Annotated in this window: 22 protein-coding genes and 1 pseudogene; 9 read left to right on the forward strand and 14 right to left on the reverse strand. The window is 63.2% G+C overall.

Features of this window, described 5'->3' with window-relative positions:
- Positions 1-74: 74 nt before the first annotated feature.
- Entirely contained in the window at positions 75-1,271 is a 1,197-nt protein-coding gene (locus AC1DZ5_RS05395) for an acyl-CoA dehydrogenase (protein ID WP_477886838.1), read from the forward strand.
- A 28-nt stretch (positions 1,272-1,299) separates the two neighbouring features.
- Here AC1DZ5_RS05395 and AC1DZ5_RS05400 read toward each other — a convergent pair whose 3' ends face one another.
- Both AC1DZ5_RS05400 and AC1DZ5_RS05405 read right to left on the reverse strand, forming a co-directional pair.
- Positions 1,300-2,346, reverse strand: coding sequence for a substrate-binding domain-containing protein (locus tag AC1DZ5_RS05400; protein WP_477886840.1), 1,047 nt, complete (start codon positions 2,344-2,346; stop codon positions 1,300-1,302).
- 42 nt (positions 2,347-2,388) lie between these two features.
- Positions 2,389-3,783 (reverse strand): GH1 family beta-glucosidase, encoded by a 1,395-nt coding sequence (locus AC1DZ5_RS05405; protein ID WP_477886842.1) that lies wholly within the window; start codon positions 3,781-3,783, stop codon positions 2,389-2,391.
- Between the two features lie 240 nt (positions 3,784-4,023).
- On the opposite strand from AC1DZ5_RS05405, the gene AC1DZ5_RS05410 reads away from it, so the two are divergent.
- Positions 4,024-5,295 (forward strand): CaiB/BaiF CoA transferase family protein, encoded by a 1,272-nt coding sequence (locus AC1DZ5_RS05410; RefSeq protein WP_477886844.1) that lies wholly within the window; start codon positions 4,024-4,026, stop codon positions 5,293-5,295.
- 23 nt (positions 5,296-5,318) lie between these two features.
- Here the strand turns inward: AC1DZ5_RS05410 and AC1DZ5_RS05415 are convergent, their stop codons facing one another.
- Complete coding sequence (locus AC1DZ5_RS05415) at positions 5,319-7,280, reverse strand: ATP-binding cassette domain-containing protein (protein ID WP_477886846.1); 1,962 nt, start codon at positions 7,278-7,280, stop codon at positions 5,319-5,321.
- 138 nt (positions 7,281-7,418) lie between these two features.
- Positions 7,419-8,594 (reverse strand): diguanylate cyclase, encoded by a 1,176-nt coding sequence (locus AC1DZ5_RS05420; RefSeq protein ID WP_477886848.1) that lies wholly within the window; start codon positions 8,592-8,594, stop codon positions 7,419-7,421.
- A gap of 94 nt (positions 8,595-8,688) precedes the next feature.
- Between AC1DZ5_RS05420 and AC1DZ5_RS05425 the strand changes: the two genes are divergently transcribed.
- Positions 8,689-9,561 (forward strand): pirin family protein, encoded by an 873-nt coding sequence (locus tag AC1DZ5_RS05425; protein WP_477886850.1) that lies wholly within the window; start codon positions 8,689-8,691, stop codon positions 9,559-9,561.
- Between the two features lie 24 nt (positions 9,562-9,585).
- Here AC1DZ5_RS05425 and AC1DZ5_RS05430 read toward each other — a convergent pair whose 3' ends face one another.
- The gene (locus AC1DZ5_RS05430; protein WP_477886852.1) at positions 9,586-10,605 is read right to left on the reverse strand and encodes an LLM class flavin-dependent oxidoreductase; all 1,020 of its coding nucleotides are present in this window, start codon (positions 10,603-10,605) and stop codon (positions 9,586-9,588) included.
- Positions 10,606-10,761: 156 nt separating this feature from the next.
- On the opposite strand from AC1DZ5_RS05430, the pseudogene AC1DZ5_RS05435 reads away from it, so the two are divergent.
- Together AC1DZ5_RS05435 and AC1DZ5_RS05440 are read left to right on the forward strand one after the other, a co-directional pair.
- Positions 10,762-11,256, forward strand: a pseudogene (locus AC1DZ5_RS05435) (FxDxF family PEP-CTERM protein); the annotation flags it as partial.
- Position 11,257: 1 nt separating this feature from the next.
- Positions 11,258-11,746 carry an FxDxF family PEP-CTERM protein gene (locus AC1DZ5_RS05440; RefSeq protein WP_477886854.1) on the forward strand — a complete coding sequence of 163 codons (489 nt, stop codon included), beginning with the start codon at positions 11,258-11,260 and terminating at the stop codon, positions 11,744-11,746.
- 404 nt (positions 11,747-12,150) lie between these two features.
- On the opposite strand, the gene AC1DZ5_RS05445 is transcribed toward AC1DZ5_RS05440, so the two are convergent.
- Together AC1DZ5_RS05445 and aptA are read right to left on the reverse strand one after the other, a co-directional pair.
- A complete protein-coding gene (locus AC1DZ5_RS05445; protein ID WP_477886856.1) occupies positions 12,151-13,656 on the reverse strand; it encodes a CoA-acylating methylmalonate-semialdehyde dehydrogenase in 1,506 nt (501 codons plus the stop codon).
- A gap of 83 nt (positions 13,657-13,739) precedes the next feature.
- Positions 13,740-15,116 carry an omega-aminotransferase AptA gene (gene aptA / locus AC1DZ5_RS05450; RefSeq protein WP_477886858.1) on the reverse strand — a complete coding sequence of 459 codons (1,377 nt, stop codon included), beginning with the start codon at positions 15,114-15,116 and terminating at the stop codon, positions 13,740-13,742.
- Between the two features lie 108 nt (positions 15,117-15,224).
- On the opposite strand from aptA, the gene AC1DZ5_RS05455 reads away from it, so the two are divergent.
- On the forward strand, positions 15,225-16,163 hold the full coding sequence (locus AC1DZ5_RS05455; RefSeq protein WP_477886860.1) for a LysR family transcriptional regulator: 939 nt from the start codon (positions 15,225-15,227) through the stop codon (positions 16,161-16,163).
- Here AC1DZ5_RS05455 and AC1DZ5_RS05460 read toward each other — a convergent pair.
- The 5 genes from AC1DZ5_RS05460 to AC1DZ5_RS05480 are packed head-to-tail and all read right to left on the reverse strand — an operon-like array spanning position 16,154 to position 21,158.
- Positions 16,154-16,615, reverse strand: coding sequence for a MarR family winged helix-turn-helix transcriptional regulator (locus AC1DZ5_RS05460; protein ID WP_477684902.1), 462 nt, complete (start codon positions 16,613-16,615; stop codon positions 16,154-16,156). The two genes, AC1DZ5_RS05455 and AC1DZ5_RS05460, sit on opposite strands and share 10 nt — an antisense overlap.
- A gap of 59 nt (positions 16,616-16,674) precedes the next feature.
- Positions 16,675-17,661: a Bug family tripartite tricarboxylate transporter substrate binding protein gene (locus tag AC1DZ5_RS05465; RefSeq protein ID WP_477886863.1), complete on the reverse strand. Its 987-nt coding sequence runs from the start codon at positions 17,659-17,661 to the stop codon at positions 16,675-16,677.
- 43 nt (positions 17,662-17,704) lie between these two features.
- Positions 17,705-18,490 (reverse strand): SDR family NAD(P)-dependent oxidoreductase, encoded by a 786-nt coding sequence (locus AC1DZ5_RS05470; protein ID WP_477886865.1) that lies wholly within the window; start codon positions 18,488-18,490, stop codon positions 17,705-17,707.
- An 11-nt stretch (positions 18,491-18,501) separates the two neighbouring features.
- Entirely contained in the window at positions 18,502-20,373 is a 1,872-nt protein-coding gene (locus tag AC1DZ5_RS05475; protein WP_477886867.1) for a feruloyl-CoA synthase, read from the reverse strand.
- A 2-nt stretch (positions 20,374-20,375) separates the two neighbouring features.
- Positions 20,376-21,158, reverse strand: coding sequence for a crotonase/enoyl-CoA hydratase family protein (locus tag AC1DZ5_RS05480; protein WP_477886869.1), 783 nt, complete (start codon positions 21,156-21,158; stop codon positions 20,376-20,378).
- Between the two features lie 125 nt (positions 21,159-21,283).
- Between AC1DZ5_RS05480 and AC1DZ5_RS05485 the strand changes: the two genes are divergently transcribed.
- On the forward strand, positions 21,284-22,147 hold the full coding sequence (locus AC1DZ5_RS05485) for an amidohydrolase family protein (RefSeq protein ID WP_477886871.1): 864 nt from the start codon (positions 21,284-21,286) through the stop codon (positions 22,145-22,147).
- A gap of 27 nt (positions 22,148-22,174) precedes the next feature.
- Here AC1DZ5_RS05485 and AC1DZ5_RS05490 read toward each other — a convergent pair whose 3' ends face one another.
- Entirely contained in the window at positions 22,175-23,500 is a 1,326-nt protein-coding gene (locus AC1DZ5_RS05490) for a D-amino acid dehydrogenase (RefSeq protein ID WP_477886873.1), read from the reverse strand.
- Positions 23,501-23,585: 85 nt separating this feature from the next.
- On the opposite strand from AC1DZ5_RS05490, the gene AC1DZ5_RS05495 reads away from it, so the two are divergent.
- Together AC1DZ5_RS05495 and AC1DZ5_RS05500 are read left to right on the forward strand one after the other, a co-directional pair.
- Positions 23,586-24,500 carry a LysR family transcriptional regulator ArgP gene (locus tag AC1DZ5_RS05495; protein ID WP_477886875.1) on the forward strand — a complete coding sequence of 305 codons (915 nt, stop codon included), beginning with the start codon at positions 23,586-23,588 and terminating at the stop codon, positions 24,498-24,500.
- 57 nt (positions 24,501-24,557) lie between these two features.
- A complete protein-coding gene (locus tag AC1DZ5_RS05500; RefSeq protein WP_477886877.1) occupies positions 24,558-25,175 on the forward strand; it encodes a TetR/AcrR family transcriptional regulator in 618 nt (205 codons plus the stop codon).
- A gap of 43 nt (positions 25,176-25,218) precedes the next feature.
- Here the strand turns inward: AC1DZ5_RS05500 and AC1DZ5_RS05505 are convergent, their stop codons facing one another.
- The gene (locus tag AC1DZ5_RS05505) at positions 25,219-26,145 is read right to left on the reverse strand and encodes an aldose 1-epimerase (protein ID WP_477886879.1); all 927 of its coding nucleotides are present in this window, start codon (positions 26,143-26,145) and stop codon (positions 25,219-25,221) included.
- Positions 26,146-26,224: the final 79 nt, after the last annotated feature.

A 26,224-nucleotide genomic window follows, 5' to 3' on the forward strand; every position in this document is an offset into this window, starting at 1 on the left:
TGCAAAAGCCTTGATTGTGTGAACGAGGACCACGGGCTACCATAGCCATCCCGAATACCGCTTGGAGCTCCCTCATGTCGCACGCCGCTTTCAACTGGCAAGACCCTTTTTTGCTGGACAGCCAGCTCAGCGACGACGAGCGCATGGTGCGCGATGCCGCGGCAGCCTACTGCCAGGACAAGCTGCTACCGCGCGTGACGCAGGCCTTCCGTGAAGGCAGCACCGACCCTGCGATCTTTAGAGAGATGGGCGCACTCGGTTTGCTCGGCCCGACGATTCCCGAGCAGTACGGCGGCCCGGGCTTGAACTACGTGGCCTACGGCCTGATTGCGCGCGAAGTGGAGCGCGTGGACAGCGGCTACCGCAGCATGATGAGCGTGCAGAGCAGCCTGGTGATGGTGCCTATTTTTGAATTTGGCACCGAGGCGCAAAAACAAAAGTACCTGCCCAAGCTGGCCACCGGTGAGTTCATCGGCTGCTTCGGTCTGACCGAACCTGACCATGGCTCGGACCCCGGCAGCATGGCTACACGCGCCCACAAGGTGGCGGGCGGCTACAAGCTGAGCGGCAGCAAGATGTGGATCAGCAACAGCCCCATTGCCGACGTGTTTGTGGTCTGGGCCAAAGAGGTGAGCGAGGGCGGCAAGGTGGGCCCCATTCGCGGCTTTGTGTTGGAAAAAGGCATGGCCGGCTTGAGCGCCCCCGCCATCCACGGCAAGGTGGGCCTGCGTGCCAGCATCACAGGCGAGATCGTGATGGACGGCGTGTTCTGCCCTGAGGAAAACGCTTTCCCCGACGTGCAGGGTCTCAAGGGTCCGTTCACTTGCCTGAACAGCGCGCGCTATGGCATCGCCTGGGGGGCGCTGGGCGCGGCTGAAGACTGCTGGTTTCGCTCGCGCCAGTACACGCTGGACCGCAAGCAGTTTGGCCGCCCCCTGGCCGCCAACCAGCTGATCCAGAAAAAGTTGGCCGATATGCAGACCGAAATCGCACTGGGCCTGCAAGGCTGCTTGCGCCTGGGCCGCATGAAGGACGAGGGCACGGCGTCGGTAGAGATCACTTCCATCCTGAAGCGCAACAGCTGCGGCAAGGCGCTGGACATTGCGCGCCTGGCGCGCGACATGATGGGTGGCAACGGCATCAGCGACGAGTTTGGCGTGGCCCGCCACCTGGTGAACCTGGAGGTGGTGAACACCTACGAGGGCACGCATGACATCCACGCCCTCATTTTGGGTCGGGCGCAGACGGGCATTGCTGCCTTTGCCAACTGAGCCTACGAGAAGCTCCGATCCAAAGGGTTCAGTCTCGCCCCACAGTGGTCAGGTCCAGCGGGCGGTACGGCCCCGGAGCTACCGATGCGCGCCACACCATGTGGGCCACAAAGTCGCGCTCCACGGGCAAGTTCAGGGCATAGCACATGTTGAGCAAAAAGCGGCATGCGTGGGTGGTGACCTTGTCCATCGGCAGATGCACCGTAGTCAGTGTGGGGGCGGTATAGGCAGCGATGTCGGTGTCGTCATACCCAACGACAGACACGTCGTGTGGCACCTTGCGCCCCGCCTGGAGAAAGCTGGAAATCGCAGCCATCGCCATCACATCGTTGGCGCAAAACACGGCGGTGTAGTTTTGGTCGTGCTGCGCCAGCAATTGCGCTGCGCCTGCGTAGCCGGACACAAAGCTGAAGGTGCCGTCCACCAGGTGCTGCGGCTTGACCTGAACGCCGTGCCGCGCCAGTTCGGCATGGAAGCCGCGCATGCGGTCGTGGTTGTCGGGGGCGTCGCGGTCGCCCTGGATGACAGCAATCTCGCGGTGCCCATGGGACAGCAGGGCCATGGCAGCCAGCCGCCCGGCGTGTTCGTGATCGGCGCTGAAGGCATGCTCCCCTAGTGCGGCACTATGGCGGTTGAGCAGGACCAAGCGGGGGTAGCGCCGGTACAGATCGACCAGATCAGACTCCAGCAAATCGTTGCTGAGGATGCAAATGCCATCGCACTGGCGTTGCATCAAAAACTCCACGCCTTGCAGTGCTTTCTGCCGTTCGTCACCGTGGCCACAGCCGGCGGCTGCCACCATATGCCGGTCCACTGCCCGCAGCTCGCGGTCAATGGCCTGCAGGATGGGCGAGTAGAACGCGCCTTCGAACATGGGCACATAGACCCCCAGCATGCCCAGGCTTTTGAGTGACAACGCCCGCGCCACGTTGGAGGGGTGAAAGTCCAGCTCCTGGATGGCGCGTTGCACCCGGCCCAAGGCGTCGGGAGACACGCCACCGCGGCCCGAAATAGCCCGGGATGCGGTACCTACGCCAACCTGAGCCAGCTTGGCGACGTCTTTGATGGTTGCCATCGTGCGGGAGCGTGGTGGTAGGTGGCTCGGTTCACGCGCTTTTCAGTTGGCACGACGGAGGGCCAGGAACGCTTTGAAAGCCTGGGCGCTGCGTTTCAGCGTCCGGACTTGTGTTTTGTAATCCACGTGCACGATGCCAAATCGGCGCTCATAGCCGAAGGCCCACTCGAAGTTGTCCATAAGGGACCACGCAAAGTAGCCCCGTACATCCACACCGGCGTCGATGGCACGGCTCACCGCAGCAAAGTGGGACTTCATGAAGCGCATGCGTTGCTCGTCCACCACTTCGCCGTTGATGACTTCGTCGCTTGATGCCATGCCGTTTTCGGTGATGTAGATGGGTGGCAGGCGGTCGTACTGGTCTTTGAAGCGGCGCAGCAGGTCTTCCAGGCCTTGGGGGTAGACCTCCCAGCCCATCTGGGTGCGTTCCACACCTTCGAGTGGAACGTCGACAAAACCGGTTCCACCGTCGCTGTGCAGGTTGCAGCGGAAGTAGTAGTTGATGCCCATGAAGTCCAGGGGGCGGCTAATGATGTCCATGTCACCGTCCAGCACCAGGGGCTCGGTGCCGGGCCACAACTTGAACAGTTCCTCAGGGTAGCTGCCTTGCAGCAGTGGCTGCAAGACCCAGTCGTTGTGCTGCACCTCGTAGCGGCGGGCAGCAGTGATATCGGCTTCCTTGCTGCTGTCGGTGGTGCCGCGGCCCACGTTGCACACGATGCCGCGTTTGGCAGCGGGGTCGTTGGCTTGCAGGATGGGCAGTGCCAGGCCGTGGCCGAGCAACAAATGGTGCAAAGCCTGGGTGGGGTAGCGTGGATTGGCCAGGCCGGGCGCGTGGTGGCCGTTGCCGTAGCCCAAGTAGGCGGAGCACCAGGGCTCGTTGAGCGTGGCCCAGCCAGTGACCAGGCCCTTGAGTTCGCGGCTCACCAGGTCGGCGTATTCGGCAAAGCGGTAGGCGGTGTCACGGTTGAGCCAGCCGCCGCGGTCCTCCAGGTGCTGGGGCAGGTCCCAGTGGTACAGCGTGACAAAGCGCTGGATGCCCTTGTCGGCCAGGCGGGTTAGCAGGCGCTTGTAAAAGTCCAGGCCCTTGCGGTTGGGCGTGCCGTTGGCGTGCATGACGCGGGGCCAGGCGATGGACAGGCGGTAGGCATCCACACCGAGGGACTCGATCAGGTCCACATCCTCGCTCCAGCGGTGGTAGTGGTCGCAGGCACCGTCACCAGTGTCGCCGTGCAGCACCTTGCCGGGAGTGGCAGAAAACGTGTCCCAGATGCTGGGCAGGCGGCCGTCTTCGGCAATGGCGCCCTCGATCTGGTAGGACGCGGTGGCAACCCCCCAAACGAACTCGGGGCGGGACATGAGGGATGCAGAGGGGGGTGCAACTTGCGCGGCCAACGCTGGTGCGTTGGGGGCGATGCTGGTTTGGGGGGGGGACATGGAATGGGCTCCGGTTAATGCACGGGGGACCGTCGCGGACCAAAGTGTGTTTCTCTGGCGCGTTAAATTTGGAACCGGTTCCGCGTGGAGGCTAAATTGGAGCATTTTCGGCGCTGGGTGCTTATCGGACTTACCCTTGGTTCTTTCGGGTAACGGGCACCTGCTCCAGATCCAGAGATACTGACAATAGGGCTTCGCGGTCCTCGCACCATCAACCCCATCGACACCGGATTCCCTGCCATGACCACCACTGCATCCACTCCTACTCCCATCCCCGGCGCCCTGAGTCACCTCAAGGTGCTGGACCTGTCCCGCGTGCTGGCAGGCCCCTGGTGCACCCAAATGCTGGCCGACCTGGGTGCCGATGTGGTCAAGGTGGAGCGGCCCGAGGTAGGCGATGACACGCGCCACTGGGGGCCCCCGTTTTTGCAGGACGCGCGCGGCCACGACACGGCGCACGCCACGTACTTCACGGCCTGCAACCGCAACAAGCGCTCCATCACCATCGACATCGCCAAGCCCGAGGGCCAGACGCTGATCCGCCAGATGGCGGCGCAGAGCGACATCCTGGTGGAGAACTTCAAGGTGGGGGGGCTCGCGCACTATGGGCTGGACTACGCGAGCCTCCAAGAAGTGAACCCGCGCCTGATCTACTGCTCCATCACCGGCTTTGGCCAGACCGGGCCGTATGCCGAGCGCGCGGGCTACGACCTCATGGTGCAGGCCATGAGCGGCATGATGAGCATCACCGGCCAGCCCGATGAGCTGCCTGGCGGCGGCCCGCAGCGTGCGGGCGTGGCCATCACCGATGTGTTCACCGGCATCTACGCCACCAGCGCCATCCTGGCGGCGGTGGAAATGCGGCACCGCACCGGCGCAGGCCAGCACATCGACATGGCGCTCTTGGACGTGGGCATGGCCATCCTGGCCAACCAGGCCGCAGGATTTTTGAACACCGGCAAGATTCCGCAGCGCATGGGCAACGCCCACCCCAGCCTGGTGCCCTACCAGGACTTTCCCACGGCGGACGGCGCCATGCTGCTGGCCGTGGGCAACGACGGACAGTTCGCCCGCTTCAGCGCTGCCGCCGGTCACCCCGAGTGGGCACAGGACCCGCGCTTTGGCACCAACACTGAACGCGTGGCCCACCGCACCACGCTGATCCCCATCTTGCGAGAGGTCACGCGTTGGCGCACCACCGCAGAGTGGATCGCGCTGCTGGAGGACAAGGCTGTGCCCTGCGGCCCCATCAACACCGTGGACCAGGCCTTTGCCGACGCCCAGGTGCAGGCCCGAGGTTTGGTGCAAAAACAGCCTTTGGCCCCCGAATCCATTGCGCGAACAGCTATTGAAAGCATAGCAACCGTGGCAAGCCCGCTCAGACTGGGTGACGCGCCAGTGCAGCTTCGCCATGCGCCGCCTGCGCTGGGCGAGCACACCGAAGAAGTGTTGGCGGAGCTGGGGCTGGACGCCGCGGCGATTGCGGCGCTGCGCGCAGCCAAGGTGGTCTAGCCGACCCTGGCGCTGAAACTGCCTCAGGCCTTGCCCAGCACTTCCCAACGCTCCAGCGCGTTCATCAGTTCTTCGTCGATCTGCGCATTGCGCTCGGACAGGGCTATAGCGCGCGCGTTGTCGCTGGCGTACAGGCTGCCGTCGGCCAGGGCCTCGGTGATGTCCTTTTGCTCGGCTTCCAGCGCGGCAATCTGCTCAGGCAGGGCATCCAGCTCGCGCTGTTCCTTGAAGCTGAGCTTCTTGGCCTTGGTGGGGGCGGGCGCCGCAGGCGCAGCCGCACTCACTTGGGCGGTCGCTTGCTCCTGTTTTTGTAGCTGCTCACGCTCGTAGTTAAAGGGCTTGGCCGTGGTTTTTCCAGCGGCGGCGTTGATGGCGTTGGCGCGTTTAGTCTGGATCAACCAGTCGCTCACGCCGCCTTCGTATTCGCGCCACTTGGCATCGCCTTCATACGCAATCGTGCTGGTGACGACGTTGTCGAGGAAGGTCCGGTCATGGCTGACCAGGAACACCGTGCCGTCGTAGTTCTGCAGCAGGTCTTCCAGCAGTTCCAGCGTGTCGATGTCCAGATCGTTGGTCGGCTCATCGAGCACCAGCACGTTGGCGGGGCGGGCGAACAGGCGGGCCAGCAACAGGCGGTTGCGTTCACCACCACTCAAGCTGCGCACGGGTGATGTGGCGCGGGCCGGCGAGAACAAAAAGTCGCCCAGATAGCTCTTGCGGTGCTTCTTCTGGTTGCCAATCTCGATCCATTCACTGCCGGGGCTGATGAAGTCCTCCAGCGTGGCGTCCAGGTCCAGTGCGTTGCGCATCTGGTCGAAGTAGGCGACGGTGATGTTGGCGCCCTGGCGCACCGTGCCCCAGGGGCTGTGGCCGGGTTCGGGCTTGGGGGAGTTGGCGGGCGCCGGGTCGGCCTTGTGGTCGCCCAAAATGAGTTTGAGTAGCGTGGTCTTGCCAGCGCCGTTCGGGCCCAACAGGCCAATCTTGTCGCCGCGCAGGATGGTGGCGGTGAAGTTGTCGACGATCTTGCGGTCGCCAAAGGTCTTGCTGACGTGCGTCAATTCAGCCACCAGTTTGCCGCTCTTGTCACCGGTGTTGACGTCCATGTTGACGCTACCGACCACATCGCGGCGCGCTTCACGCTTGCTGCGCAGCTCGTCCAGCCGCACGATGCGCGCGGTGGCACGGGTGCGGCGGGCCTCCACGCCCTTGCGAATCCACACCTCTTCCTGCGCCAGCAGCTTGTCGGCCTTGGCGTTGATGATGGCCTCTTGCGCCAGTTGCTCTTCCTTTTGCAGCAAGTAGGCCGCAAAGTTGCCGGGGTAGCTCATGAGCTTGCCGCGGTCCAACTCGACGATGCGCGTGGCCACGTTGTCCAAAAAGGAGCGGTCGTGGGTGATGGTGATGATGGACCCCTTGAAATCGACCAGCAGGCCTTCCAGCCATTCGATGGAGTCCAGGTCCAGGTGGTTGGTCGGTTCGTCGAGCAACAGCACGTCGGGTTGCGCCACCAGCGCCTGGGCCAATGCCACGCGTTTTTTGGTACCGCCAGACAGTGTGCTGACAATCGCGTCGGGGTTCAGGTGCAGGCGCTGCAGCGTTTCATTGACCCGCTGCTCCCAGTTCCAGCCGTCCAGCGTTTCGATCTCGCTTTGCATCGCGTCCAGGTCGCCATGGCCCAAGCAATACTCTTCAATCAGGCCAATGACTCGCTCCAGTCCTGCGCGGACAGCTACAAAAACCGTAGCATCTCCGTCGAGCTGGGGCTCCTGGGCCACGTACGAAATACGGGTACCGCCCTGCACTTGCAGCGTGCCGTCATCGGGCTTCTCCATGCCGCCCAGAATTTTGAGCATGGAGGATTTGCCCGCACCGTTGCGGCCGATCAGCCCCACGCGCTCCTGCGTTTCCAGGGAGAAGTCAGCATGATCGAGAAGCGGGACGTGCCCAAATGCCAGCTGGGCGTCGAGAAGGGTAATAAGTGCCATAAGAATCCGGTATAGCCCCCGATTATCCCTTGTGGGCTGTTTGCCCCCACGCTCCGCCGCTGCGCGGGTCGCTGCCCCCCAAGGGGGCTAACCCGCCTTGGGGCGGCCCGGCGGCGGGTTGTCCTCCGCTCCGGAGGTTTAGACCACTCGGTTACGCCCGCGTTGCTTGGCTAAATACAGGGCCTTGTCCGCCTCGGTGTACAGCGTGTCGAAGTCGCGCTTCTCTTCCACCTTGGTGTTGGCTAGGCCAAAGCTGGCGGTGACCGCAATGGTAGTTTTTTCCCACTGCACGGGCGTGCTTTCCAACCGGTAGCGCAGCTTCTCGGCCAGCTTGCGCCCGGCTTCGGCCGAGGTGTTGGGCAGCAACACGATGAATTCCTCGCCGCCCAGGCGACCCACCAAGTCGGTGCTGCGCACCGTAGTGCTGGCCAGCGTGGCTACATGGCGCAACACGGCGTCGCCCGCGGGGTGGCCCCAGGTGTCGTTGATGCGTTTGAAGTGGTCCAGGTCCAGCAACAAAATGGTGGTGGAGCTGCCCTGGCGCTGGGCGCGGTCCAGCTCGCGCCGGCTCAGTTCTACAAAGGTGTTGCGGTTGAACAGGCCGGTCAGACCGTCTTGCCGCGTCAGGCGCTCCAGATCACGCTGCTTCTGGCTGAGTTCGGCGTTGGCTTTCTCCAGCTGCCGTTGTTGCAGGGTGATGGTGCAGAACTGGCGCCACATGAAGAAAGAACACAGACAACCCAGAACACAGGCCGCAAACCCATTGATGCGATTGGACAGCACAAGCTCGGGCTGGACCTGGGTCCATCCCATGACCTTGAAAAAGACCAGGTAGGACAGGACATACACCGCTGCTGCCACGGGAGGCCGCAGATAGACGGCGCCGCCCGCCAAGAGACAGGCGATGAGGTAGGAGGTGATGTTGGGCGTGATGGGCTGGTCCACGGCCACCAGGACAATGCCGACCAGCATGATGAGGACGGCACAGCCCGTGGCAAGCCAGCTGGCTGCGCGTGCGTGGCGAGTTTGTCTCGCACGGTGAACTACCCAACCCAGCGCCAGTACGGTACCAACAATGAAAGCATGGGCCCAGATGAGCCGGAGGTTCCACTCCGCCACGGGCTGGGGGAGCGCTGCACCCAGCAGGCGCAACAGGAATCCGATCAGGAACAGCCCGTTGAGTGCGGCAGCCACCGGCCACAGCATGCGCAGCCGGAGCAGATTGACGCCAGTGGCGTCGTCTGCCACCAGGGTATCTTCAGCGCGCCAGCGCGCAGTCGTCTTTCGCAGGGAATGTAGGAAGATTTGGTCCATGGCTGAACCGAACACTTTAGCAGCCACAGTGTGACAAAACTGCGTCCTGCATCCGCAGGGTTGGTAGGATGCCTGCATCCCACCAACAGCAAGGATGACCATGCCGGAACGCATCACCCCACGCGCCCACGATTTGGGCGGCGGTTTTACCGTGCGGCGTGTGCTGCCCGCCATGCAACGCCAGGCCATTGGTCCCTTTGTGTTCTTTGACCATTTCGGCCCGGTGACTGCGCAGCCCACCGACAACCACGATGTGCGCCCCCATCCCCACATTGGCCTAGCCACCGTCACTTATCTGCTGGAGGGCGCGATGATGCACCGCGACTCCACCGGTGTGGTGCAGCGCATCGAGCCTGGCGCCATCAACTGGATGACGGCGGGGCGCGGCATCGTGCACTCCGAGCGCACGCCGGATGATTTGCGCAGCATCACGCGGCGCAGCCATGGCTTTCAGCTCTGGTCGGCATTGCCGGCCGAGCATGAGGAAGATGGGCCGTCATTCGCCCATACACCGGCCAGCGCGATTCCCGTGGTGCAGCTGCCCGGTGCCACGGTGCGTGTGCTCATCGGCACGGCGTTTGATGCCACCTCGCCCGTAGCCACCTTGTCGCCCACGCTGTATTTGGCGTTGGAACTGGAAGCCGGTGCCCTTATCACCATCCCCGATGCGACGCAGGAGCGCGGCATCTACAGCGTGGACGGCCCGCTGGAGGTGGACGGTGAACTGCTGGAGCCCGGTGAAATGCTGGTGTTGGATGCCGGCAGCACGCCCACCTTGTGCGCCCGCGAGGCCACGCGGGTGATGGTGCTGGGTGGTGCGCCGCTGGGACACCGCCACATGGTTTGGAACTTTGTCTCCAGCCGCAAGGAGCGCATCCTGCAGGCGCAGGACGACTGGGAGGCGCAGCGCTTTGCCTCCGTGCCCGGCGAAACCGAATTTATCCCCCTGCCAGTGCGGCGCTCCTAGTCGCCCCAGCCACTTGGGGGCGTCTCAGGCGGTGTCCGCTTGGGCGTCGTGCAGGGCTTGTGCCGCAATGTCCAGCGAGCGCAGGCGCAGCGCGGGGTCGAACACGTCGCAGACCAGCATCAGCTCGTCGGCCTGCGTGGCGTCTGCCATGGCGGTCAGGCCCTTGCGCACGGTGTCAGGCCCGCCGATCACAGCCTCGCCCAGAAAATCGCCAATCGCAGCACGGGCGTCGGCCGGGCACTGGGCCAAAAAGTTGGGCACCGGGGCCGGCAAGGCCTTGCGCTGCCCGGTCAGGATGCCCAGCACGCGCTGGTAAATGCTGCTGGCTAGCAGTTCGGCCTCTTCGTCAGTGGGCGCAGCCACCAGCGGCACACCCACCATCACGTAGGGCTTGGCCAGCGCGGCCGAGGGTTTGAACAGGCTGCGGTACAGGTCCACCGCCTGGTGCAGAAAGCGCGGCGCAAAGTGCGAGGCAAACGCATAGGGCAGGCCCATGTGCGCGGCCAGCTGCGCGGAGTACAGGCTGGAGCCGAGTAGCCAGATCGGCACATGGGTGTCTGCACCGGGCATGGCCACCAGCTTTTGACCCGGTTGCAGTGGGCCAAGCAGGGTTTGCAGCTCCACCACATCGCGCGGAAAGTCTTCCTCGTTCTCCACCTTGCTGCGGCGTAGGGCGCGCATGGTGGCCTGGTCGGTGCCAGGCGCGCGGCCCAGGCCCAGGTCAATGCGGCCCGGGTACAGCTCGGCCAGCGTGCCAAAGGCCTCGGCCACCACCAGCGGCGCATGGTTGGGCAGCATGATGCCGCCGGAACCGACGCGGATGCGCTCGGTGCCACCCGCAATGTGGCCCACCAGCACGGCGGTGGCGGAGCTGGCAATGCCGGGCATGTTGTGGTGTTCGGCCAGCCAGTAGCGGTTGAAACCTAGTTTTTCGGCGTGTTGGGCGGTGCGCAGGGCAATCTGGAGCGCCTCGGCGACGGTACCGCCTTCGCGCACGGCAACCAGGTCCAAGAGCGATAAACGGGTGTTTTTCAGAGCTTTCATGTAAGTGATTGTCAACAGAAGCCAAAAACCCTGCCCGACTAGTCCAATGGAACTATTGTTGCGGCGCAGCACAGGGTTAATACTAGAAGCGTCATATATTCATCAATTGGGGGTTCCATGCCGTTCTCTAGTCTCAAGCAAATTGCCGCAGCTGTTGCGCTGGTCGGCGCCATGGGAGTTGCAAACGCAACTGTCTACCAAACGAATTTCGGTACGTTGACCGGACCAGTCAGCGCCAACGTCAACGACATTAGTGGCTCTTTTGATAACCTGTATAGCTTTTCCTTGGCTAGTACTGGCGTAACGGGCTCGTTGTACGGCTTCGATGCTTTGGGCTCCTTCGACGGCTTGTTCCAATTTGGTTACTCCTCAACCTTGGCAGGCCCAGTGACATGGTCGACAACACAGCCATTTGGTTCGGTGGATGGTGATGCGGACGGTGTCTTCGCATACACGGGTCAAGCCTCCGGCTTGAATGCGAGCAAGACTTACTGGATCCATCTGTCTGGTTCCGCGGAGCAAGGCGCGTATTCGCTGACTTTGGCACCCGTACCTGAACCAGAAAGTTATGCCTTGCTGCTGGCAGGCCTAGGCTTGATGGGAACCATTGTTCGTCGCCGCAATGTTGCAAAAGCTTCCCAAGGAGTTTGAGATGAAAAAAATTGCCCGTATCGCCTTGATCGCCCTGGCCACGTCTGCTGCGCAGTATTCTCAGGCTGCAACCAGCAGTTTCAACACGGTAGCTGGTACCTCCTTCGAGGAATACTTCGCCGTTACGCCGACGACAACGAACAAACTGTTCCTCACCGTTTCCGGCATGACGGCGCAGTTCGGTTCACTGAGCTTTGAAATTCTTGGCGGTCCCACACCGGTTACCAAGACCTTGAATGGTCTTTTTTCTGTGGCGTTCAATGACTATTTGAACAACAGCTACAGCCTGGCAGCCAACACCCCCTACACGCTGAAGATCTCCGGTGTGACCTTGGCATCGCCTGTGGGTGGCTCGGGCATTGTCAATATCAACTATGCCAACGGAACAGTAACGCCCGTTCCCGAACCCGAGTCCTATGCCATGCTGTTGGCTGGTCTGGGGTTGGTGGGCACCATCGCGCGTCGTCGTTCAAAGAAGCAAGCTGTTTAATCACAGTTTCTGAACCCAAAAAAGGCTTGCGTGCTCCGCAAGCCTTTTTTTGTTTTGTGCTGTGTAACCCACGGATACATATTGGATCCAAATGGACTATTGTTGCAGTGCAGCATAGGGTTAATACTAGGAGTGTCATTCAATTACCACTGGGGGTTTTATGAAGTTCAAGTCACTGATCGTCATCGCAGTCACAGCCACTTCGACCTGGGCGGTTCATGCCACAGGTCAGGATTTACTCACCATTGCCACACCCGACAGAAGCCCCGCAGCCCTGCTCTTGGTTGGGTTGGGATTGATGGGCGTCATCGCTCGTCGTCGGTTCCGCTAATTCACTAGGGCACCTACGGGTGCGTCGAAAAAAAGGGCTTGTCATCGATCGACAAGCCCTTTTGCATTTAAGACTAGCGGCTGCTGGGGAAATTGAACACTGCGCCTTCGCGCACCCCGGCGCTGGGCCAGCGCTGTGTGATGGTCTTGCGCTTGGTATAGAAGCGCACGGCGTCGGGGCCGTAGGCGTGCAGGTCGCCAAACAACGAGCGCTTCCAGCCGCCAAACGAGTGGTAGGCCACGGGCACGGGCAGGGGCACGTTCACGCCCACCATGCCGACCAGGATGTTGTCGGTGAAGTAGCGGGCTGCCTCGCCGTCGCGGGTGAAGATACAGGTGCCGTTGCCGTATTCATGGGCATCGATCATGTCCATGGCTTCTTGCAGCGTCTTGACGCGCACCACGCCCAGCACCGGGCCAAAAATTTCTTCCTGGTAGATCACCATGCCGGGCTTGACGTTGTCAAACAGGCAAGGGCCCAGGTAGTAGCCGTCTTCATGGCCCGCCACCGTGAGACCGCGGCCGTCGACGACCAGCGTGGCGCCTTCTTTCACGCCTTGGTCCACATAGCCCTTCACCTTCTCGAAGTGCGGCCGGGTCACCAGCGGGCCCATGTCCATGCCGGGGGCGGTGCCGGGGCCGACCTTCATTTTTGAGATTTCGGTTTTCAGGCCCGCAATCACGGCGTCCGCGGTGGCGTCGCCCACGGCCACGACCAGTGGGATGGCCATGCAGCGTTCGCCGCACGAGCCATAGGCCGCGCCCATGAGGGCGCTGACCGCGTTGGCCACGTCCGCGTCGGGCATCACCACGGCGTGGTTCTTGGCGCCGCCCAGGGCTTGCACGCGTTTGCCGTGTGCGCAGCCGGTGGCGTAGATGTATTCGGCAATCGGGGTGGAGCCCACAAAGCTCACGGCTTTCACGCGCGGGTCGGTCAGCAGCGTGTCCACCGCTTCCTTGTCGCCATTCACCACGTTCAGCACACCCGGTGGCAGGCCGGCTTCCAGCGCTAGCTCGGCAATGCGCAGCGTACTGCTGGGGTCGCGCTCCGACGGTTTCAGGATGAAGGTATTACCGCAGGCCACGGCCATGGGCCACATCCACAGCGGCACCATGGCAGGAAAGTTGAATGGCGTGATGCCGGCGGTAACGCCCAGGGCTTGGAATTCGGACCAGGAGTCGATGGCCGGGCCCACGTTCTTGCTGTGCTCGCCCTTGAGCAACTCGGGGGCGTAGCTGGCGTATTCCACGTTTTCAATGCCGCGCTGCAGCTCGCCCAGCGCATCGCTCAGCACCTTGCCGTGTTCGGCGGTGATCATGGCGCAGAGTTCTTCGGCGTGTTTTTCGAGCAGCACTTTCAGGTTGCCCATCACGCGAGCCCGCTTGAGCGGGGGCGTGTTGCGCCATGCGGGGAAGGCAGCTTGCGCGTTGGCAATGGCGTCTTCCACTGTGGTTTTGCTGGCCAGCAGCACGCGCTTCTCGGCGCGGCCGGTGGCGGGGTTGAAGACGTCCTGGGCGCGTTCGCCCTGGGTGATGAGTTTGCCGCCGATCAGGTGGCCGACGGTGGGGAGTGAGGACATACGGTGCTTTGTAAGGAAATGGGCTGCTAGCCCTTATGGAATGGGCGCTAGCAGCTATGAATTTAATAGTGATTCGCGACTGCCTACGCGGTTTCGTTGATCGCCTCGCCCAGGGCGTTGACCAGGCTGTCGATCTCGGCTTCGGTGGTGATGAAGGGAGGCGCCAGTGCAATGCAGTCACCCGCGTAGCGCACGTAGAAGCCCTTGTCCAGGCAACGCATGGCCACCTCGTAGGGACGCTTGGCAGGCTCGCCGGGCAGGGCTGCTAGCGAGAAGCCGGCGGACAGGCCCAGGTTGCGGATGTCGGTGATGTGCTTGGTGCCGCGCAGGCTGTGCACGGCCTTTTCAAAGTAGGGGGCCAGGGCCGCCACGCGCTCCACCATGTTTTCCTTGACCAGGATGTCCAGCGCCGCAATGCCAGCGGCGCAGGCCACGGGGTGGGCGGAATAGGTGTAGCCGTGGGGGAATTCCAGCATGTAGTCCGGGCCGCCCTGCGCCATGAAGGTGTCGTAAATCTCTTTCTTGGCCACTGTCACGCCCAGGGGCTGGGCGCCGTTGGTGATCTGCTTGGCGGCATTCAGGATGTCCGGCACCACGCCAAAGTAGGCCGCACCGGTGTAGGCGCCCAGACGGCCAAAGCCGGTGATCACTTCGTCAAAAATCAGCAGAATGTTGTTAGCCGTGCAGATCTCGCGCAGGCGTTGCAGGTAGCCCACGGGCGGCACCACAATGCCGGCCGAGCCGGACATGGGCTCCACGATCACGGCGGCAATGTTGGAGGCGTCGTGCAGGGCAATCAGGCGCAACAGTTCATCGGCCATGTCGCCGCCTTTTTCGGGCAGGCCCTTGCTGAAGGCGTTGCTTGCGAGCTGGGTGTGGGCCAGGTGGTCGGCTTCAATGCCCTGACCGAAGGTCTTGCGGTTGGCCGGCAGGCCGCCCACCGAGATGCCGCCGAAGTTCACACCGTGGTAGCCCTTTTCGCGGCCAATCAGGCGGGTCTTGCTGCCCATGCCCTTGGCGCGCCAGTAGGCACGGGCCATCTTGAGCGCGGTGTCGGCGGATTCAGAGCCGGAGCCGGTGTAGAACACATAGTCCAGGCCTTCGGGGGTCAGTTCCACAATCTTGTTGGCCAGCTCGAACGACAGCGGGTGGCCAAATTGGAAGGCGGGCGAGTAGTCCATGGTCGCCATCTGCTTGCTCACCGCCTCGGTGATTTCGCGGCGGCCGTGGCCTAAGCCCGCGCACCACAGGCCTGACAGTCCGTCAAAAATCTTCTTGCCGTTGGTGTCGGTCAAGTAGGCACCCTGGGCGCCGACCAGCATGCGGGGATTGGCCTTGAAATCGCGGTTGCCGGTAAAGGCCATCCAGTGCGACTCCATCCATTCGCGGGACATGGGGAACGCGGATGCGCTGGTGACGGCCTCGCCAGTGGCAGGGCTGCTGGTGTCGTTGAGCTTCATGGGGAACTCCAGTGGGTGGGGTGGATAAATTGGGTGGGATGTTGGTGCATTGTGGGTAGCTCTGTTACTCTTATAAAGTCACAAATATCACTATTTACTTCGCAATATATGAAAGTGAAAGCCAAGGCCGTCCTCGGCCAGATCAGCGACATGGACCTGCGCCTCCTGCGCGTGTTCAAGGCCGTGGTCGATTGCGGCGGCATGGCCGCAGCCGAACTGGAACTCAATATAGGCACTTCTACGGTCAGCCGCCACATCAAAGATCTGGAAACCCGGCTCGGCCTCACTCTGTGCCGGCGCGGCCGGGCCGGGTTTGCGCTCACGCCCGAGGGCGAAAAAATCTATGCCCAGACCAGCCAGCTGCTGGCTGCGACCGACGCGTTTCGCAGCAGCGTGGACGAAATCCACCAGCGCATGGGTGGGCAGCTGCAGGTGGCGGTGTTCGACAAAACCGCCAGCAACCCGGCCAGTCACATTGCCGAAGCCATTGCTCACTTTCACCAAGAAGCGCCCGATGTGGGGCTGAATCTGCATGTGGCCACGCTCACCGCGATTGAGCGCGGTGTGCTCGACGGCCAGTTTCACGTGGGCATCATCCCCGGCCACCGCAGCTCCGACGTGCTGGAGTACACGCCGCTGTTCGACGAACACATGCTGCTGTACTGCGGCACGCGCCATGCGCTGTGGAACGCCGACCACCGCACCCTGGCCTGGGACACGCTACCCAAGCACGCGTTCGCGGGGTTGGGCTATCACTCGCCCAATATGGAACTGAGCCAACGCATGCGCCTGCCGCGCCGTGCTACGGGTTTTGATCAAGAGTCGATTGCCACGCTGATCCTCTCGGGTCAGTTTCTGGGTTTTCTGCCCGACCACTACGCTGAGAGCTTTGTGCGCCGCGGCCTCATGCAGGCCGTGCGGCCGGATCTGGTGAACTACGCCTGTCAGTTTTTTGCCATCACCCGCAAATCACCGCAGCCCAGCCGGGCGACGCGCGCGTTCCAAGAGTGTTTGGTGCTCGCGCACCCGGCCCAGAATCAGAGATAGATTTTCTGGAGCAACTGCATCAGGGTTTCGCGTTCGGCCGCGCTGAGGCGGGCGGTGGCCGCTTCCTCCAGTTCGGAGGCCGTGGTTTCAGCCCGCTTCATCAGGGCACGCCCCTGAGCGGTCAGGTGCAGGCCCATGGCGCGCCCATCGCTGGGATGGGGCCGGCGCAGAATCAGTTCACGCGCCTGGAGCTGGTTGACCATGCCGACCAAGTTGGGCGGCTGGATACCCAGAGTGGCACACAGCTGCCGCGATGTGATGCCCGGGTTGTGCCGGATCAGCGACAGCACGGAGAAGTCGACCGGCCGCAAACTGTAGACCGCCATGTTGCGCAGAAATGCGTCCACGATGACCAGCGTCGCGCGCCTGGCGTTGTAACCGACCAGGCTGTCCAGGAAGCGGGTGTCAACCTGTTCGACGCCAGCGTCCGGGACGGGTTTGCGAGTTGCCATGGGTGTAAGGGGGAATGGGGCTGCGGTGGGGAGGCCGCATCATAAGTGCCCCCTGAGGGTCAGGACTCGGCGGTAAAACCGATCTTCTTGATCAGTGGCCCCCAGTACTGGCTTTCGGACTCCTGCCACTTGGCCATTTCTTCCACACTGGAGCCGCGCGGAATCAAGCCCACGATGGCTAGGCTGTCGATGACGGTTTTGTCCATCAACGCGGCGTTGATGGCGGTGTTGGCGGCAGTGATCACGGCTTTGGGCGTTTTGGCGGGCGCATAAAAGCCGAACCACTCTTCTGTCGTCAATTCCGGAAAGCCTTGCTCGGCAAAGGTGGGAACGTCCGGGACATAGGGCGAGCGCTTGGGGCCGGAGGTGGCCAGAATGCGCAGCTTGCCGGCCTTGGCATTGGCGATGAAATCCCCGTGCGGGGTGACCATGGCGGCGATCTGGCCACCCACCACATCGGTCACGCCCGGTATGGAGCCGCGGTAAGGGACATGCTTGAGTTCTACGCCACTGTGGATGCCCAGCAAGGCGCCCAGAAAATGCGGTGTGGAGCCGGCGCCCGGGGAGCCATAGCTGGCGTCCTTGGGGTTGGCCTTGGCCCAGGCCAGGAAGTCTTTCACCGTCTTCACGCTGGCAGGCACCATGGAGCCCACGGCAATACCGTGCTGCATGATGGCACCGATGGAGATGGGTGCAAAGTCCTGCGCGGTGTAGTTGAGCTTGCTGTAGATGTAGGGGTAGTTGGCCAGGGCTGATACCTGGGACAGCCCGATCACCGAGCCATCGGCGGGCGCGGCCTTCAGCGCTTCCAGCGCGATGCGGCCGCCCGCACCGGGCTTGTTGTCCACCACCGCGGTGTTCTTGGTGTAGGGTGTGCCTGCCAGTTTCTCACCGACCCGGCGTGCCACTGCGTCACCGGAGCTGCCGGCCGGGAAGCCATAAAGAATCTTGACCTGGTCCAGTGCCTGAGCAAAGGCGACAAAGGGGCTCAGTGCACCGAGGGCGGTGGCACTGGCGGCGGCTTGGATAAGTTGACGGCGTTGCATGGTGCTTGTCTCCTTCTAGTTAATCGTGAACGGGGAACAGGGGTCAGCGCGGCGCCATGCGCAGCGCGCCATCCAGGCGGATCACCTCTCCGTTGAGATGCCCGTTGGTGACGATGTGGCAGGCCAGTTGGGCGAATTCTTCAGGATGGCCCAGGCGCCGCGGGAAGGGGATGGAAGCGGCCAGCGACTGCTGCACAGCTTCTGGCAGTTCTTTCATGAGCGGCGTGGCGAAGAGGCCGGGTGCCACGGTGCAGACCCGGATGCCATGCTGGGCCAGGTCGCGGGCCATGGGCAGGGTTATGCCGACCAGGCCCCCCTTGGAGGCGCTGTAGGCCTGTTGCCCCACCTGGCCGTCGAAGGCAGCTACCGATGCGGTGAACATCATGACGCCGCGTTCACCATCTTCCAGTGGGGGCAGCTTGGCGCAGGCGGCCGCATACAGGCGGCTGACGTTGTAGCTGCCGATGAGGTTGATGTTGACCACGCGCGCGAAGTCCTCCAGCGGGGCCGGGTTGCCGTCCCTGCCCACGATGCGCTTGGCCGAACCGATGCCCGCGACGTTCATCAGGATGCGTGCCGGGCCATGGGCCGCAGCAGCCTGGGCCAGTGCGGTCAAGACGCTCTCGGTGTTGGTGATGTCGCAGGGGCAGGCCACGGCGCTGGCCTCTCCATACTGCGCCCGGAGGTCGTCGGCAACCTTCTGCGCCAATGCCGCGTTGACGTCCAGTACGGCGACCCGGGCGCCCAGGCGCGCCAACTCACGTGCCGTGGCCTCACCCAGGCCGGAGGCGCCGCCGGTGACCAGTGCTGCTTGTCCTTCTATCTTCATGGGCTGCTTTCTCAGGCTTGGGGTTGGAGGATGCCGGGTGCGCTGCCGTCATGCAAGGCCTGCACCAGTGCGTCCCGGTGCTTGAGCACCGCGCGCTGGTTGATGGAGCCTTTGTCGGTGATTTCGCCTCGGTCCGCAGAGGGGGGCTCGGCCAGCAACAGGGCGCGTGCAATGCGGTTGGCGCTGCCCGTGGACAGACGGGCCAACTCATTGAGGATGGCCTGGAAACGGTCACGTACGGGTGCGGTGGCCAGTACGTCGGCCCATGGCGCTTCTGGCGGCAGGCCGCTCACGCTGCGGCATTCGGGCGAGGGAAAGATCAGTGCGCCGACTTCCTTCATGTTTAGGCCCGTGAGCACCACATCCTGCACATAGGGGGCGCCGGTGACGATGACCTTGGCACGCATGGGGCCGACGCTGACGAAGGTGCCAGTGGAGAGCTTGAAGTCTTCGGCAATGCGCCCATCGAAATGCAAGCCGCGGTGGAGGTTGTCGGGGTCAATCCACCGCACGGCGTCACCCGTGCAAAGGTAGCCTTCCTCATCAAAGGCATCGTGTGTGGCCTGCTCCGAGCGCCAGTAGCCGGGCGTCACATTGGGGCCTTTGTAGCGCACCTCAGTTTTTCCATCCACGTCCACCAGCTTGAGCGTCATTCCGGGCACTGGTGCGCCGATGTCGCCGGCCTTCACATCAGGGCTGTTGATGAACATGGCTGATGGAGCAGACTCGGTCATGCCCAGCCCCGTGGCCATGACGATGCGTTCTCCGACCTCTGCCTCTGCCAAGGCATGCAGGCTGTCCCACACGGGCTGCGCCAACCCGGCGCCGGAATAGAAAAACATGCGTATGCGTGACAGCAGGTTCTTGCGCAGCGCCGCGTCGGTTTGCATGGCCTGGGCAATCATCTCGAACCCGGTGGGCACGTTGAAGTACAGCGTGGGGGCAATCTCGCGCAGGTTGCGCAGGGTCTCGCCAATCAGGCTTGCGGTGGGCTTGCCGTCATCGATGTAGAGCGTGCCGCCATGCATCAGTGTCAGGCCCACGTTGTGGTTGCCGCCGAAGGTGTGGTTCCAGGGCAACCAGTCCACGAAGATGGGCGGCGCTTCTGCCAGAACCGGCAGCGACAGCGTGATCTGCTGCAGATTGGCACACCACATGCGGTGGGTGTTGATCACCGGCTTGGGCATCTTGGTGGAGCCCGAGGTGAACAGAAACTTGGCAATGGTGTCGGGCCGCACCGCATGCATGGCTGCGTCCACGGCGGCGGTGGCCACGCAGTTGCGCAGCGCATCGAACGCCGTGGTGGATCGTCCTTCAACCGTGCCTTGGGCCAGCACCACTTCTGTATCTGCACCCACCGTTGCCGTGATGGCGCGCCCATAACGGGCACCGTCGGCGGCGAACACCAGTCCGGGTGTCAGCGTGTCCAGCACGTGGCGCAGCTTGTCGTAGTCCTGGCTGACCGTGGCATAAGCCGGGGAGACCGGGCAGTAGGGCACTCCGGCATAGATGCAGCCCAGTGCCATCAGGGCATGTTCCAGTGTGTTTTCACTGAGGATCACGACCGGGCGCTCGGCGGTGAGCTTGCGGTCCAGCAAGGCCTGGCCGATGCTGCGCGCGCTGGCCAGGGCCTGGGCGTAGCTGATGTGTTGCCAATCGCCCGTGCGTCCATCTGCGAGCGGAGCCCGGCGCGCCATGAAGCTGCGGTGAGGATCGGCTTCGGCCCAGTGGACCAGAAAATCGCTGAGGCGGCGGGCGTAAGCGCCCAGCGGCAGTTCGGCCTGTAAATAGCGTGTGCCGGGTTCGCCGGTGCGTACCTGGACGCTGGTGACGCCGAAGCGGACCGGACGGTAGCGCGGGGTGGACGTGTGGGTCTGTTGCATGGTTAGCTCTTGCTGACTTTGGCGGCCTTGCCGTCCAGGAAGGCGCGCACGCGCTGCTTGGCTTCGGGGGCGCTCTGGGCGATGGCGGCCATCATGGCCTCGGTGAACAGCCCCTGGTCGGCAGGTTGCTCGGCAATGCGCGGCAGGGCGTGGATGAGTGCGTAGTTGGTTAGCGGGGCGTTTTGCGCTACCCGCACGGCCAGTTCCAGCGCTTTCTCAAAGGCCTTGCCCGGTGGCACCAGGTACTGGGCGAAGCCGACTTTTTCGCCGTCCGCCGCGTTGTAGACGCGGCCGGTGAACATCATGTCCGCCATGCGCGCAGCACCGATCAAGCGCGGAATGCGTACCGCACCGCCACCGCCGACGAAGATGCCCCGCGAGCCCTCGGGCAAGGCATAAAAGGTGGTTTCGTCGGCCACGCGGATATGGCAGGCGCTGGCCAGTTCCAGGCCACCACCGACCACGGCACCGTGCAGCGCGGCAATGACCGGCACCGGGCCGTATTGCACGCGCTCCAGTGCGGCGTGCCACATGCGGGAGTGGTGCAGGCCCTGGCCGGCGTCGCGCTCTTTCAGTTCGCTTAAATCCAGGCCGGCACAAAAATGCTCGCCCCCGCCGTCCAGGACGGCGGCGCGCACGCCTTCGGGCATGGTTTCAAACAGATTGCGGATGGCCAGAATGAGGCCGTCGTTAAGGGCATTGCGCTTGGCGGGCCGCGTCAGGCGGATGATGGCAACTTCCTGCTGCTCGCCGTAACGTTCGAAATGGAGGTCTGGATGGTTCATATTTGCGTTTCTTTCTGGAAACTATTATGGTTATGATTTATAACTAATTCAAGCAGACGCAGCGGGCTTTGCGTCAGTGTTTACCCTAGGGTGCCTGGAGCGGCATCCGCAATCTGGAGACAACCATGGACCATAAAAATCTCATCGCCATTGATATCCACACCCACGCAGAAGTCAGCTGCTGGAACCCGTTTGACAACTATGGTGAGGAGTACGACCGCGCGGCCGACAAGTACTTCCGCAACGCCCGCCGCCCGACCATCCAGGAGACGATCGACTACTACCGCGAGCGCCAGATCGGGCTGGTGATGTTTACGGTGGACAGCGAGTCGCAGCTGGGGCGTCGGCGCATTCCGAACGAGGAAATTGCCGAGGCCGCGCAGAAGAACAGCGACATGATGATGTGCTTCGCCAGCATCGACCCGCACAAGGGCAAGATGGGCGCGCGCGAGGCCGAGCGCCTGATCAAGGAGCACGGCGTCAAGGGCTTCAAGTTCCACCCGACCGTGCAGGGCTACCACCCCTACGACAAGATGGCCTGGCCGATCTATGAGGTGATTGCCGAGCACAAGTTGCCCGCCATCTTCCACACGGGCCACAGCGGCATCGGCAGCGGCATGCGCTGCGGCGGCGGCCTGCGCTTGGAGTACAGCAACCCCATGCACCTGGACGACGTGGCGATCAGTTTTCCCGACATGCAGATCGTCATGGCCCACCCCAGCTTCCCCTGGCAGGACGAGGCTCTGAGCGTGGCCACGCACAAGCCCAATGTCTGGATCGACCTGTCGGGCTGGAGCCCCAAGTACTTTCCCAAGCAACTGGTGCAATACGCCAACACCCTGCTGAAAGACCGCATCCTCTTCGGCTCCGACTACCCGCTGATCACGCCCGAGCGCTGGATGAAAGACTTCGAGGAAGCCGGCTTCAAACCCGAGGTAATGCCCGGCATCCTGAAGGGCAATGCGGTGCGTCTGCTGGGGTTGGCCTAAGCCGCGGGGTCTGAGCGGCCCCCACCCTTATGAGCCGTAGAACTTGAAATCCATCTGCGGCTTCTCGCCGTGGATCAACTCGGCAATTGCCTTGCCCGAACCCGCCCCGTGCGTCCATCCCAGCGTGCCATGGCCTGCGTTGACCCAGAGGCCCCGCACCGGGCTTTGGCCGATGTAGGGAATGTTGGTGGGGGTGGCGGGGCGCAGGCCGGTCCAGTAGTTGGGCTGGCCGCCGTCGGCTTCGCTGCGGGTGTCGCACACGCCGGGCAGCACTTCTTCAATGCGGCGAGCCAGCATGTTGCAGCGCGCCTGGGCCACGGGCGTGTCCAGTGACAGATCGAAGCCGCCCACCTCGATGGTGCCGGCCACGCGCAGCTGGTCGCCCAGGCGGCTGATGGCGATCTTCTTGGCGTCGTCGATGGTGGAGACTTGGGGTGCCAGCTCGGGCTTCAAGATATTGAAGGTGGCGCTGTAGCCCTTGCCAGGGTAGATAGGCAGGTTCACACCCACGGTGCGCAACAGTGGCGCGGTGTACGAGCCTGCCGCCACCACGATGTGGTCGACCTGCAGCGTGTGCAGTGATCCTGCGACATTTTGGCCTCTAGCCCCCGTAGACAGTGCGCGAACAGCTATGGATTTGATAGTGCTGTGGCTGACATTCAACCCTTCCACGCTGTGCTCGTACAAAAACTCGGCGCCGCGCGCGGCGCACAGCTTGGCCAGTTCCTGGGTGAAGACGCGGCAGTCGCCCGACTCATCGCTGGGGGTGATGGTGCCGCCCACGATGTTGTGGCCAAACTGTTTGAACGCGGGTTCAATGGTTAGCAGCTCGTCCTTGCTGATGACTTGGCGGTTCACGCCGTACTTGCGCATCAGCGCGGCGGCGTCGCCTGCGGTATCGAACGACTTTTGGTCGCAGTAGTAGTGGGCAATGCCTCGCTCCAGCCGGTTGTATTCGATGCCGGTGGCGGCCACCACGTCTTTGAGGGCCGCATGGCTGTAGGCACCCAGGGCGACGAGCTGCTGCACATTGCGTTCGAACGCGGTGTCGTTGCAGTTGGCCAGGAACTTCAGGCCCCAGGTGTACTGGTGCAGGCCGGGGCCAAACGGGTTTTGCGGGCGGAACAGCAGCGGCGCTTCCTTGCTCAGCATCCACTTCAGCGCCTTCAGCGGCGCCTCTTTGTTGGCCCAGGGCTCGCAGTAGCTGACCGAGATCTGCGCGCCGTTGGCAAAGCTGGTTTCCATGGCAGCGTCGGGCTGGCGCTCCACCACAGTCACTTCGTGGCCCAGCTCCAGCAAATGCCAGGCGGTGCAAATGCCGATGGTGCCGGCGCCGAGAACAATAATTTTCATGGTGCCAGTGTCGTGCAAGGGGCGCGCCTGCAAAAGCGAAATGAAAGTGTTTGCGAAAACATTAGGAACGCTAATAATCTCGCCCATGCGAACTTTTGACACCGATGCCCTGGAGTGCCTGGCCGCCATTGTGGAAGAGGGCGGCTTCGAGCGCGCCGCCGTGCGCCTGTCCATCACCCAGTCCGCCGTTTCCCAGCGCCTGCGCGCGCTGGAAGCCCAGGTGGGCACCGTGCTGCTGGTGCGCAGCCGCCCGGTCAAGGCCACCAGCGCCGGGCGCCTGCTCATAAAGCACGCCATGCAAATGCGCCTGCTGCGCGCCGACCTGGAGGGCGATCTGAAAGAGCTGGCGCCCAATACCGGCGCTGTGGGGGAAGACGAGCGCATCTCCATCGCGGTGAATGCCGACAGCATTGCCACCTGGGCGCTCTCGGCGCTGGACCCATTGGTACACGCTGGGCTGCCGCTGGAAATCATCACCGACGACCAGGATTTCACCCACGAATGGCTGCGCGAAGGCCAGGTGCTGGGCTGCGTGACCACGCTCAAGCAGGCGCTGCGCGGCTGCAAAGTGCTGCCGCTGGGGGCCATGCACTACGTGGCGGTGGTGAGCAAGGACTACGCGCAGGCCCACTGCCCGCAGGGCCTGACGCCGCACAACTTCCGCAGCATTCCGTTCGTGGCCTTCAACCGCAAGGACGATTTGCCCTCCGAATTCGTGGGCAAGGCGCTCAGCCTGCGCCGCGTGTCGGTGGGGCAACGCTTTGTGCCAAGCTCTGAGGGCATGGTGCGCGCGGTGCTGGCCGGCTGGGGCGCCAGCGTGGTACCTGAACTGCTGGTGCGTGGCCTCATCGACAGCGGGCAACTGGTGAACCTGGTGCCCACGGTGACCCTGCCGGTGAACCTGTACTGGCACTGCTGGAACCTCAATTCCGAGGTCATCGACCGGCTGACCAACGCGCTGTCCCAGGCGGCGGCCCGCCTGTTGGACAGTAAAAACTAGTCAGTCACAAATTGGCCGACCCATCCACGGTTTGACGGCCGTGAATAGAATGGGGCCATGAACACCGTCGCCCCCGTCAAAATTTCCTTCAAACAGCAAATGCTGCAGGCGCGGGAAGACGCCATCATCCGCGCGGTGAACCAGCTGCTGGCCGAAAAAGGCTTCGAGGCGATGACGGTGGACGAGGTGGCTGCCCAGGTTGGCATTGCCAAGGCCAGCCTGTACAAGCACTTTCCCAGCAAGGAAGACCTGGCCGCCGCGGCCATGGCCCACCTGATGGGCCAGGCCCAGGCCTATCTGGATACCTTGAACGACGAACAAACCCCGCTGGACAAGTTGCGCGCCGTGGTGCGCTGGACCATGGGCCTGAAGCTGAATGGGGAAATGCCCTCACTGCCCAGCCAAAACTCCACACTGCGTGCCACGCTGATGGGCAACCGCGCTTACATGGACGGCTTGGTGGACGTGAGTGACCGGCTGGGGGGCTGGATCGAGGCTGCCCAGGCGCAGGGCGTGATCAACCCCAAGTTGCCGGCGATTGCTGTGCTCTACACGCTGTACGCCCGTGCCTGCGACCCGGTGCTGGAGTTCCTCAAGATGAGTGAACTGCACACGGACGAGGAAATCATCGAGCTGGTGCTGTCCACCTGCTTTGATGGCCTAAATGCCCGCTAGCCCGCGTTTAATATGTGCTAGCAGCTCCTGAAATCATAGCGTCTTAGTTCGACGATTCGTTCAGCGCTTCAAACCGCCACTCCACACGCTGGCTCAGTGTTTGCCCGGTGCTGAGCACCTGCAGACCCGGCTGGCCGTCCACATGGAAGGCGTCGATCGGGTGGGTCACCGGCTCAAAGCAGAAGTGCGACCCATGCGGCGGGCGGTACAGCAGGCAAAAGCCATCGTCCACACCGCGTGCCATAACTGCGGGGTCGTGCATGTGCAGGCGCAGGCCGTGCTCGGGCCAGTCGATATGGGCCTGGCCGCTCCAGCCCGTGTAGGCGTTGTCGATCAGGCTGCCGTTCACCGGCATGCCGGTGCGCGGGTCCCAACTGGGCGGAAAGTCGGTGCTGTGGGCGGTGGGCATGGGGTCATCCCCGCTGAGCCACACGCCTTGCACGGCGGCTTGCAGCTGCGCACGCGGGGTGCGCACAAATGCCGGGTGCTGGCCCAGGCCATACGGCAGGCTACCTGTGCCCAAGTGGGTCACCTCCAGCAGCTGGTCCATGCCGTCCTCGCGCAGCACAAAACGCTGCAGCGCGCGGTAGTGGTACGGGCTGCCGCCCCAGTGGGCGGACTCCAGCACCATCTCCAGCGCGTCGGCCATAGGCTGGCGAATCTCCCAGGGCTGCAGCCAGCCGTCGCCGTGGATGGGGTAGGGCTCGCCCGCGCGGTTGGGGGCCATGGGGTAGGTGATGCCGTCATGCGCAAAGCCACCGTGGCCAATGCGGTTGGACCAGGGCACCAGCGGGAACGACGCCGTGGTGTAGAGGTCGTTACCCGCACCATCCCAGGGGCGCCACAGGTCCACCACGCCCTGCGGTGCCGTGCGCTGCCAGGCGGCCACGCTGCCACCCAAAGCGGGCAACAGACCCAGGCGTTGGCCTGCGTGGTGCAGCCAGTGGATGGTGTGGGGGGCAGAAGACATGGGCACTTTCAAGGGCATGAACGGGACTGTTCGCAGGTTCCAAAACTGTCGGATGCTAAGGCGTTTTGGTCATTAACAA

Source organism: Rhodoferax sp. P1_F3 (assembly GCF_056405715.1).

What these genes read in the sequence shown, in the direction of transcription:
- AC1DZ5_RS05395 (WP_477886838.1), top strand. Translation starts at nt 75, where the DNA reads ATGTCGCACGCCGCTTTCAACTGGCAAGACCCTTTTTTGCTGGACAGC.
- AC1DZ5_RS05400 (WP_477886840.1), bottom strand. Translation starts at nt 2,346, where the DNA reads ATGGCAACCATCAAAGACGTCGCCAAGCTGGCTCAGGTTGGCGTAGGT.
- AC1DZ5_RS05405 (WP_477886842.1), bottom strand. Translation starts at nt 3,783, where the DNA reads ATGTCCCCCCCCCAAACCAGCATCGCCCCCAACGCACCAGCGTTGGCC.
- AC1DZ5_RS05410 (WP_477886844.1), top strand. Translation starts at nt 4,024, where the DNA reads ATGACCACCACTGCATCCACTCCTACTCCCATCCCCGGCGCCCTGAGT.
- AC1DZ5_RS05415 (WP_477886846.1), bottom strand. Translation starts at nt 7,280, where the DNA reads ATGGCACTTATTACCCTTCTCGACGCCCAGCTGGCATTTGGGCACGTC.
- AC1DZ5_RS05420 (WP_477886848.1), bottom strand. Translation starts at nt 8,594, where the DNA reads ATGGACCAAATCTTCCTACATTCCCTGCGAAAGACGACTGCGCGCTGG.
- AC1DZ5_RS05425 (WP_477886850.1), top strand. Translation starts at nt 8,689, where the DNA reads ATGACCATGCCGGAACGCATCACCCCACGCGCCCACGATTTGGGCGGC.
- AC1DZ5_RS05430 (WP_477886852.1), bottom strand. Translation starts at nt 10,605, where the DNA reads ATGAAAGCTCTGAAAAACACCCGTTTATCGCTCTTGGACCTGGTTGCC.
- AC1DZ5_RS05440 (WP_477886854.1), top strand. Translation starts at nt 11,258, where the DNA reads ATGAAAAAAATTGCCCGTATCGCCTTGATCGCCCTGGCCACGTCTGCT.
- AC1DZ5_RS05445 (WP_477886856.1), bottom strand. Translation starts at nt 13,656, where the DNA reads ATGTCCTCACTCCCCACCGTCGGCCACCTGATCGGCGGCAAACTCATC.
- aptA (WP_477886858.1), bottom strand. Translation starts at nt 15,116, where the DNA reads ATGAAGCTCAACGACACCAGCAGCCCTGCCACTGGCGAGGCCGTCACC.
- AC1DZ5_RS05455 (WP_477886860.1), top strand. Translation starts at nt 15,225, where the DNA reads ATGAAAGTGAAAGCCAAGGCCGTCCTCGGCCAGATCAGCGACATGGAC.
- AC1DZ5_RS05460 (WP_477684902.1), bottom strand. Translation starts at nt 16,615, where the DNA reads ATGGCAACTCGCAAACCCGTCCCGGACGCTGGCGTCGAACAGGTTGAC.
- AC1DZ5_RS05465 (WP_477886863.1), bottom strand. Translation starts at nt 17,661, where the DNA reads ATGCAACGCCGTCAACTTATCCAAGCCGCCGCCAGTGCCACCGCCCTC.
- AC1DZ5_RS05470 (WP_477886865.1), bottom strand. Translation starts at nt 18,490, where the DNA reads ATGAAGATAGAAGGACAAGCAGCACTGGTCACCGGCGGCGCCTCCGGC.
- AC1DZ5_RS05475 (WP_477886867.1), bottom strand. Translation starts at nt 20,373, where the DNA reads ATGCAACAGACCCACACGTCCACCCCGCGCTACCGTCCGGTCCGCTTC.
- AC1DZ5_RS05480 (WP_477886869.1), bottom strand. Translation starts at nt 21,158, where the DNA reads ATGAACCATCCAGACCTCCATTTCGAACGTTACGGCGAGCAGCAGGAA.
- AC1DZ5_RS05485 (WP_477886871.1), top strand. Translation starts at nt 21,284, where the DNA reads ATGGACCATAAAAATCTCATCGCCATTGATATCCACACCCACGCAGAA.
- AC1DZ5_RS05490 (WP_477886873.1), bottom strand. Translation starts at nt 23,500, where the DNA reads ATGAAAATTATTGTTCTCGGCGCCGGCACCATCGGCATTTGCACCGCC.
- AC1DZ5_RS05495 (WP_477886875.1), top strand. Translation starts at nt 23,586, where the DNA reads ATGCGAACTTTTGACACCGATGCCCTGGAGTGCCTGGCCGCCATTGTG.
- AC1DZ5_RS05500 (WP_477886877.1), top strand. Translation starts at nt 24,558, where the DNA reads ATGAACACCGTCGCCCCCGTCAAAATTTCCTTCAAACAGCAAATGCTG.
- AC1DZ5_RS05505 (WP_477886879.1), bottom strand. Translation starts at nt 26,145, where the DNA reads ATGTCTTCTGCCCCCCACACCATCCACTGGCTGCACCACGCAGGCCAA.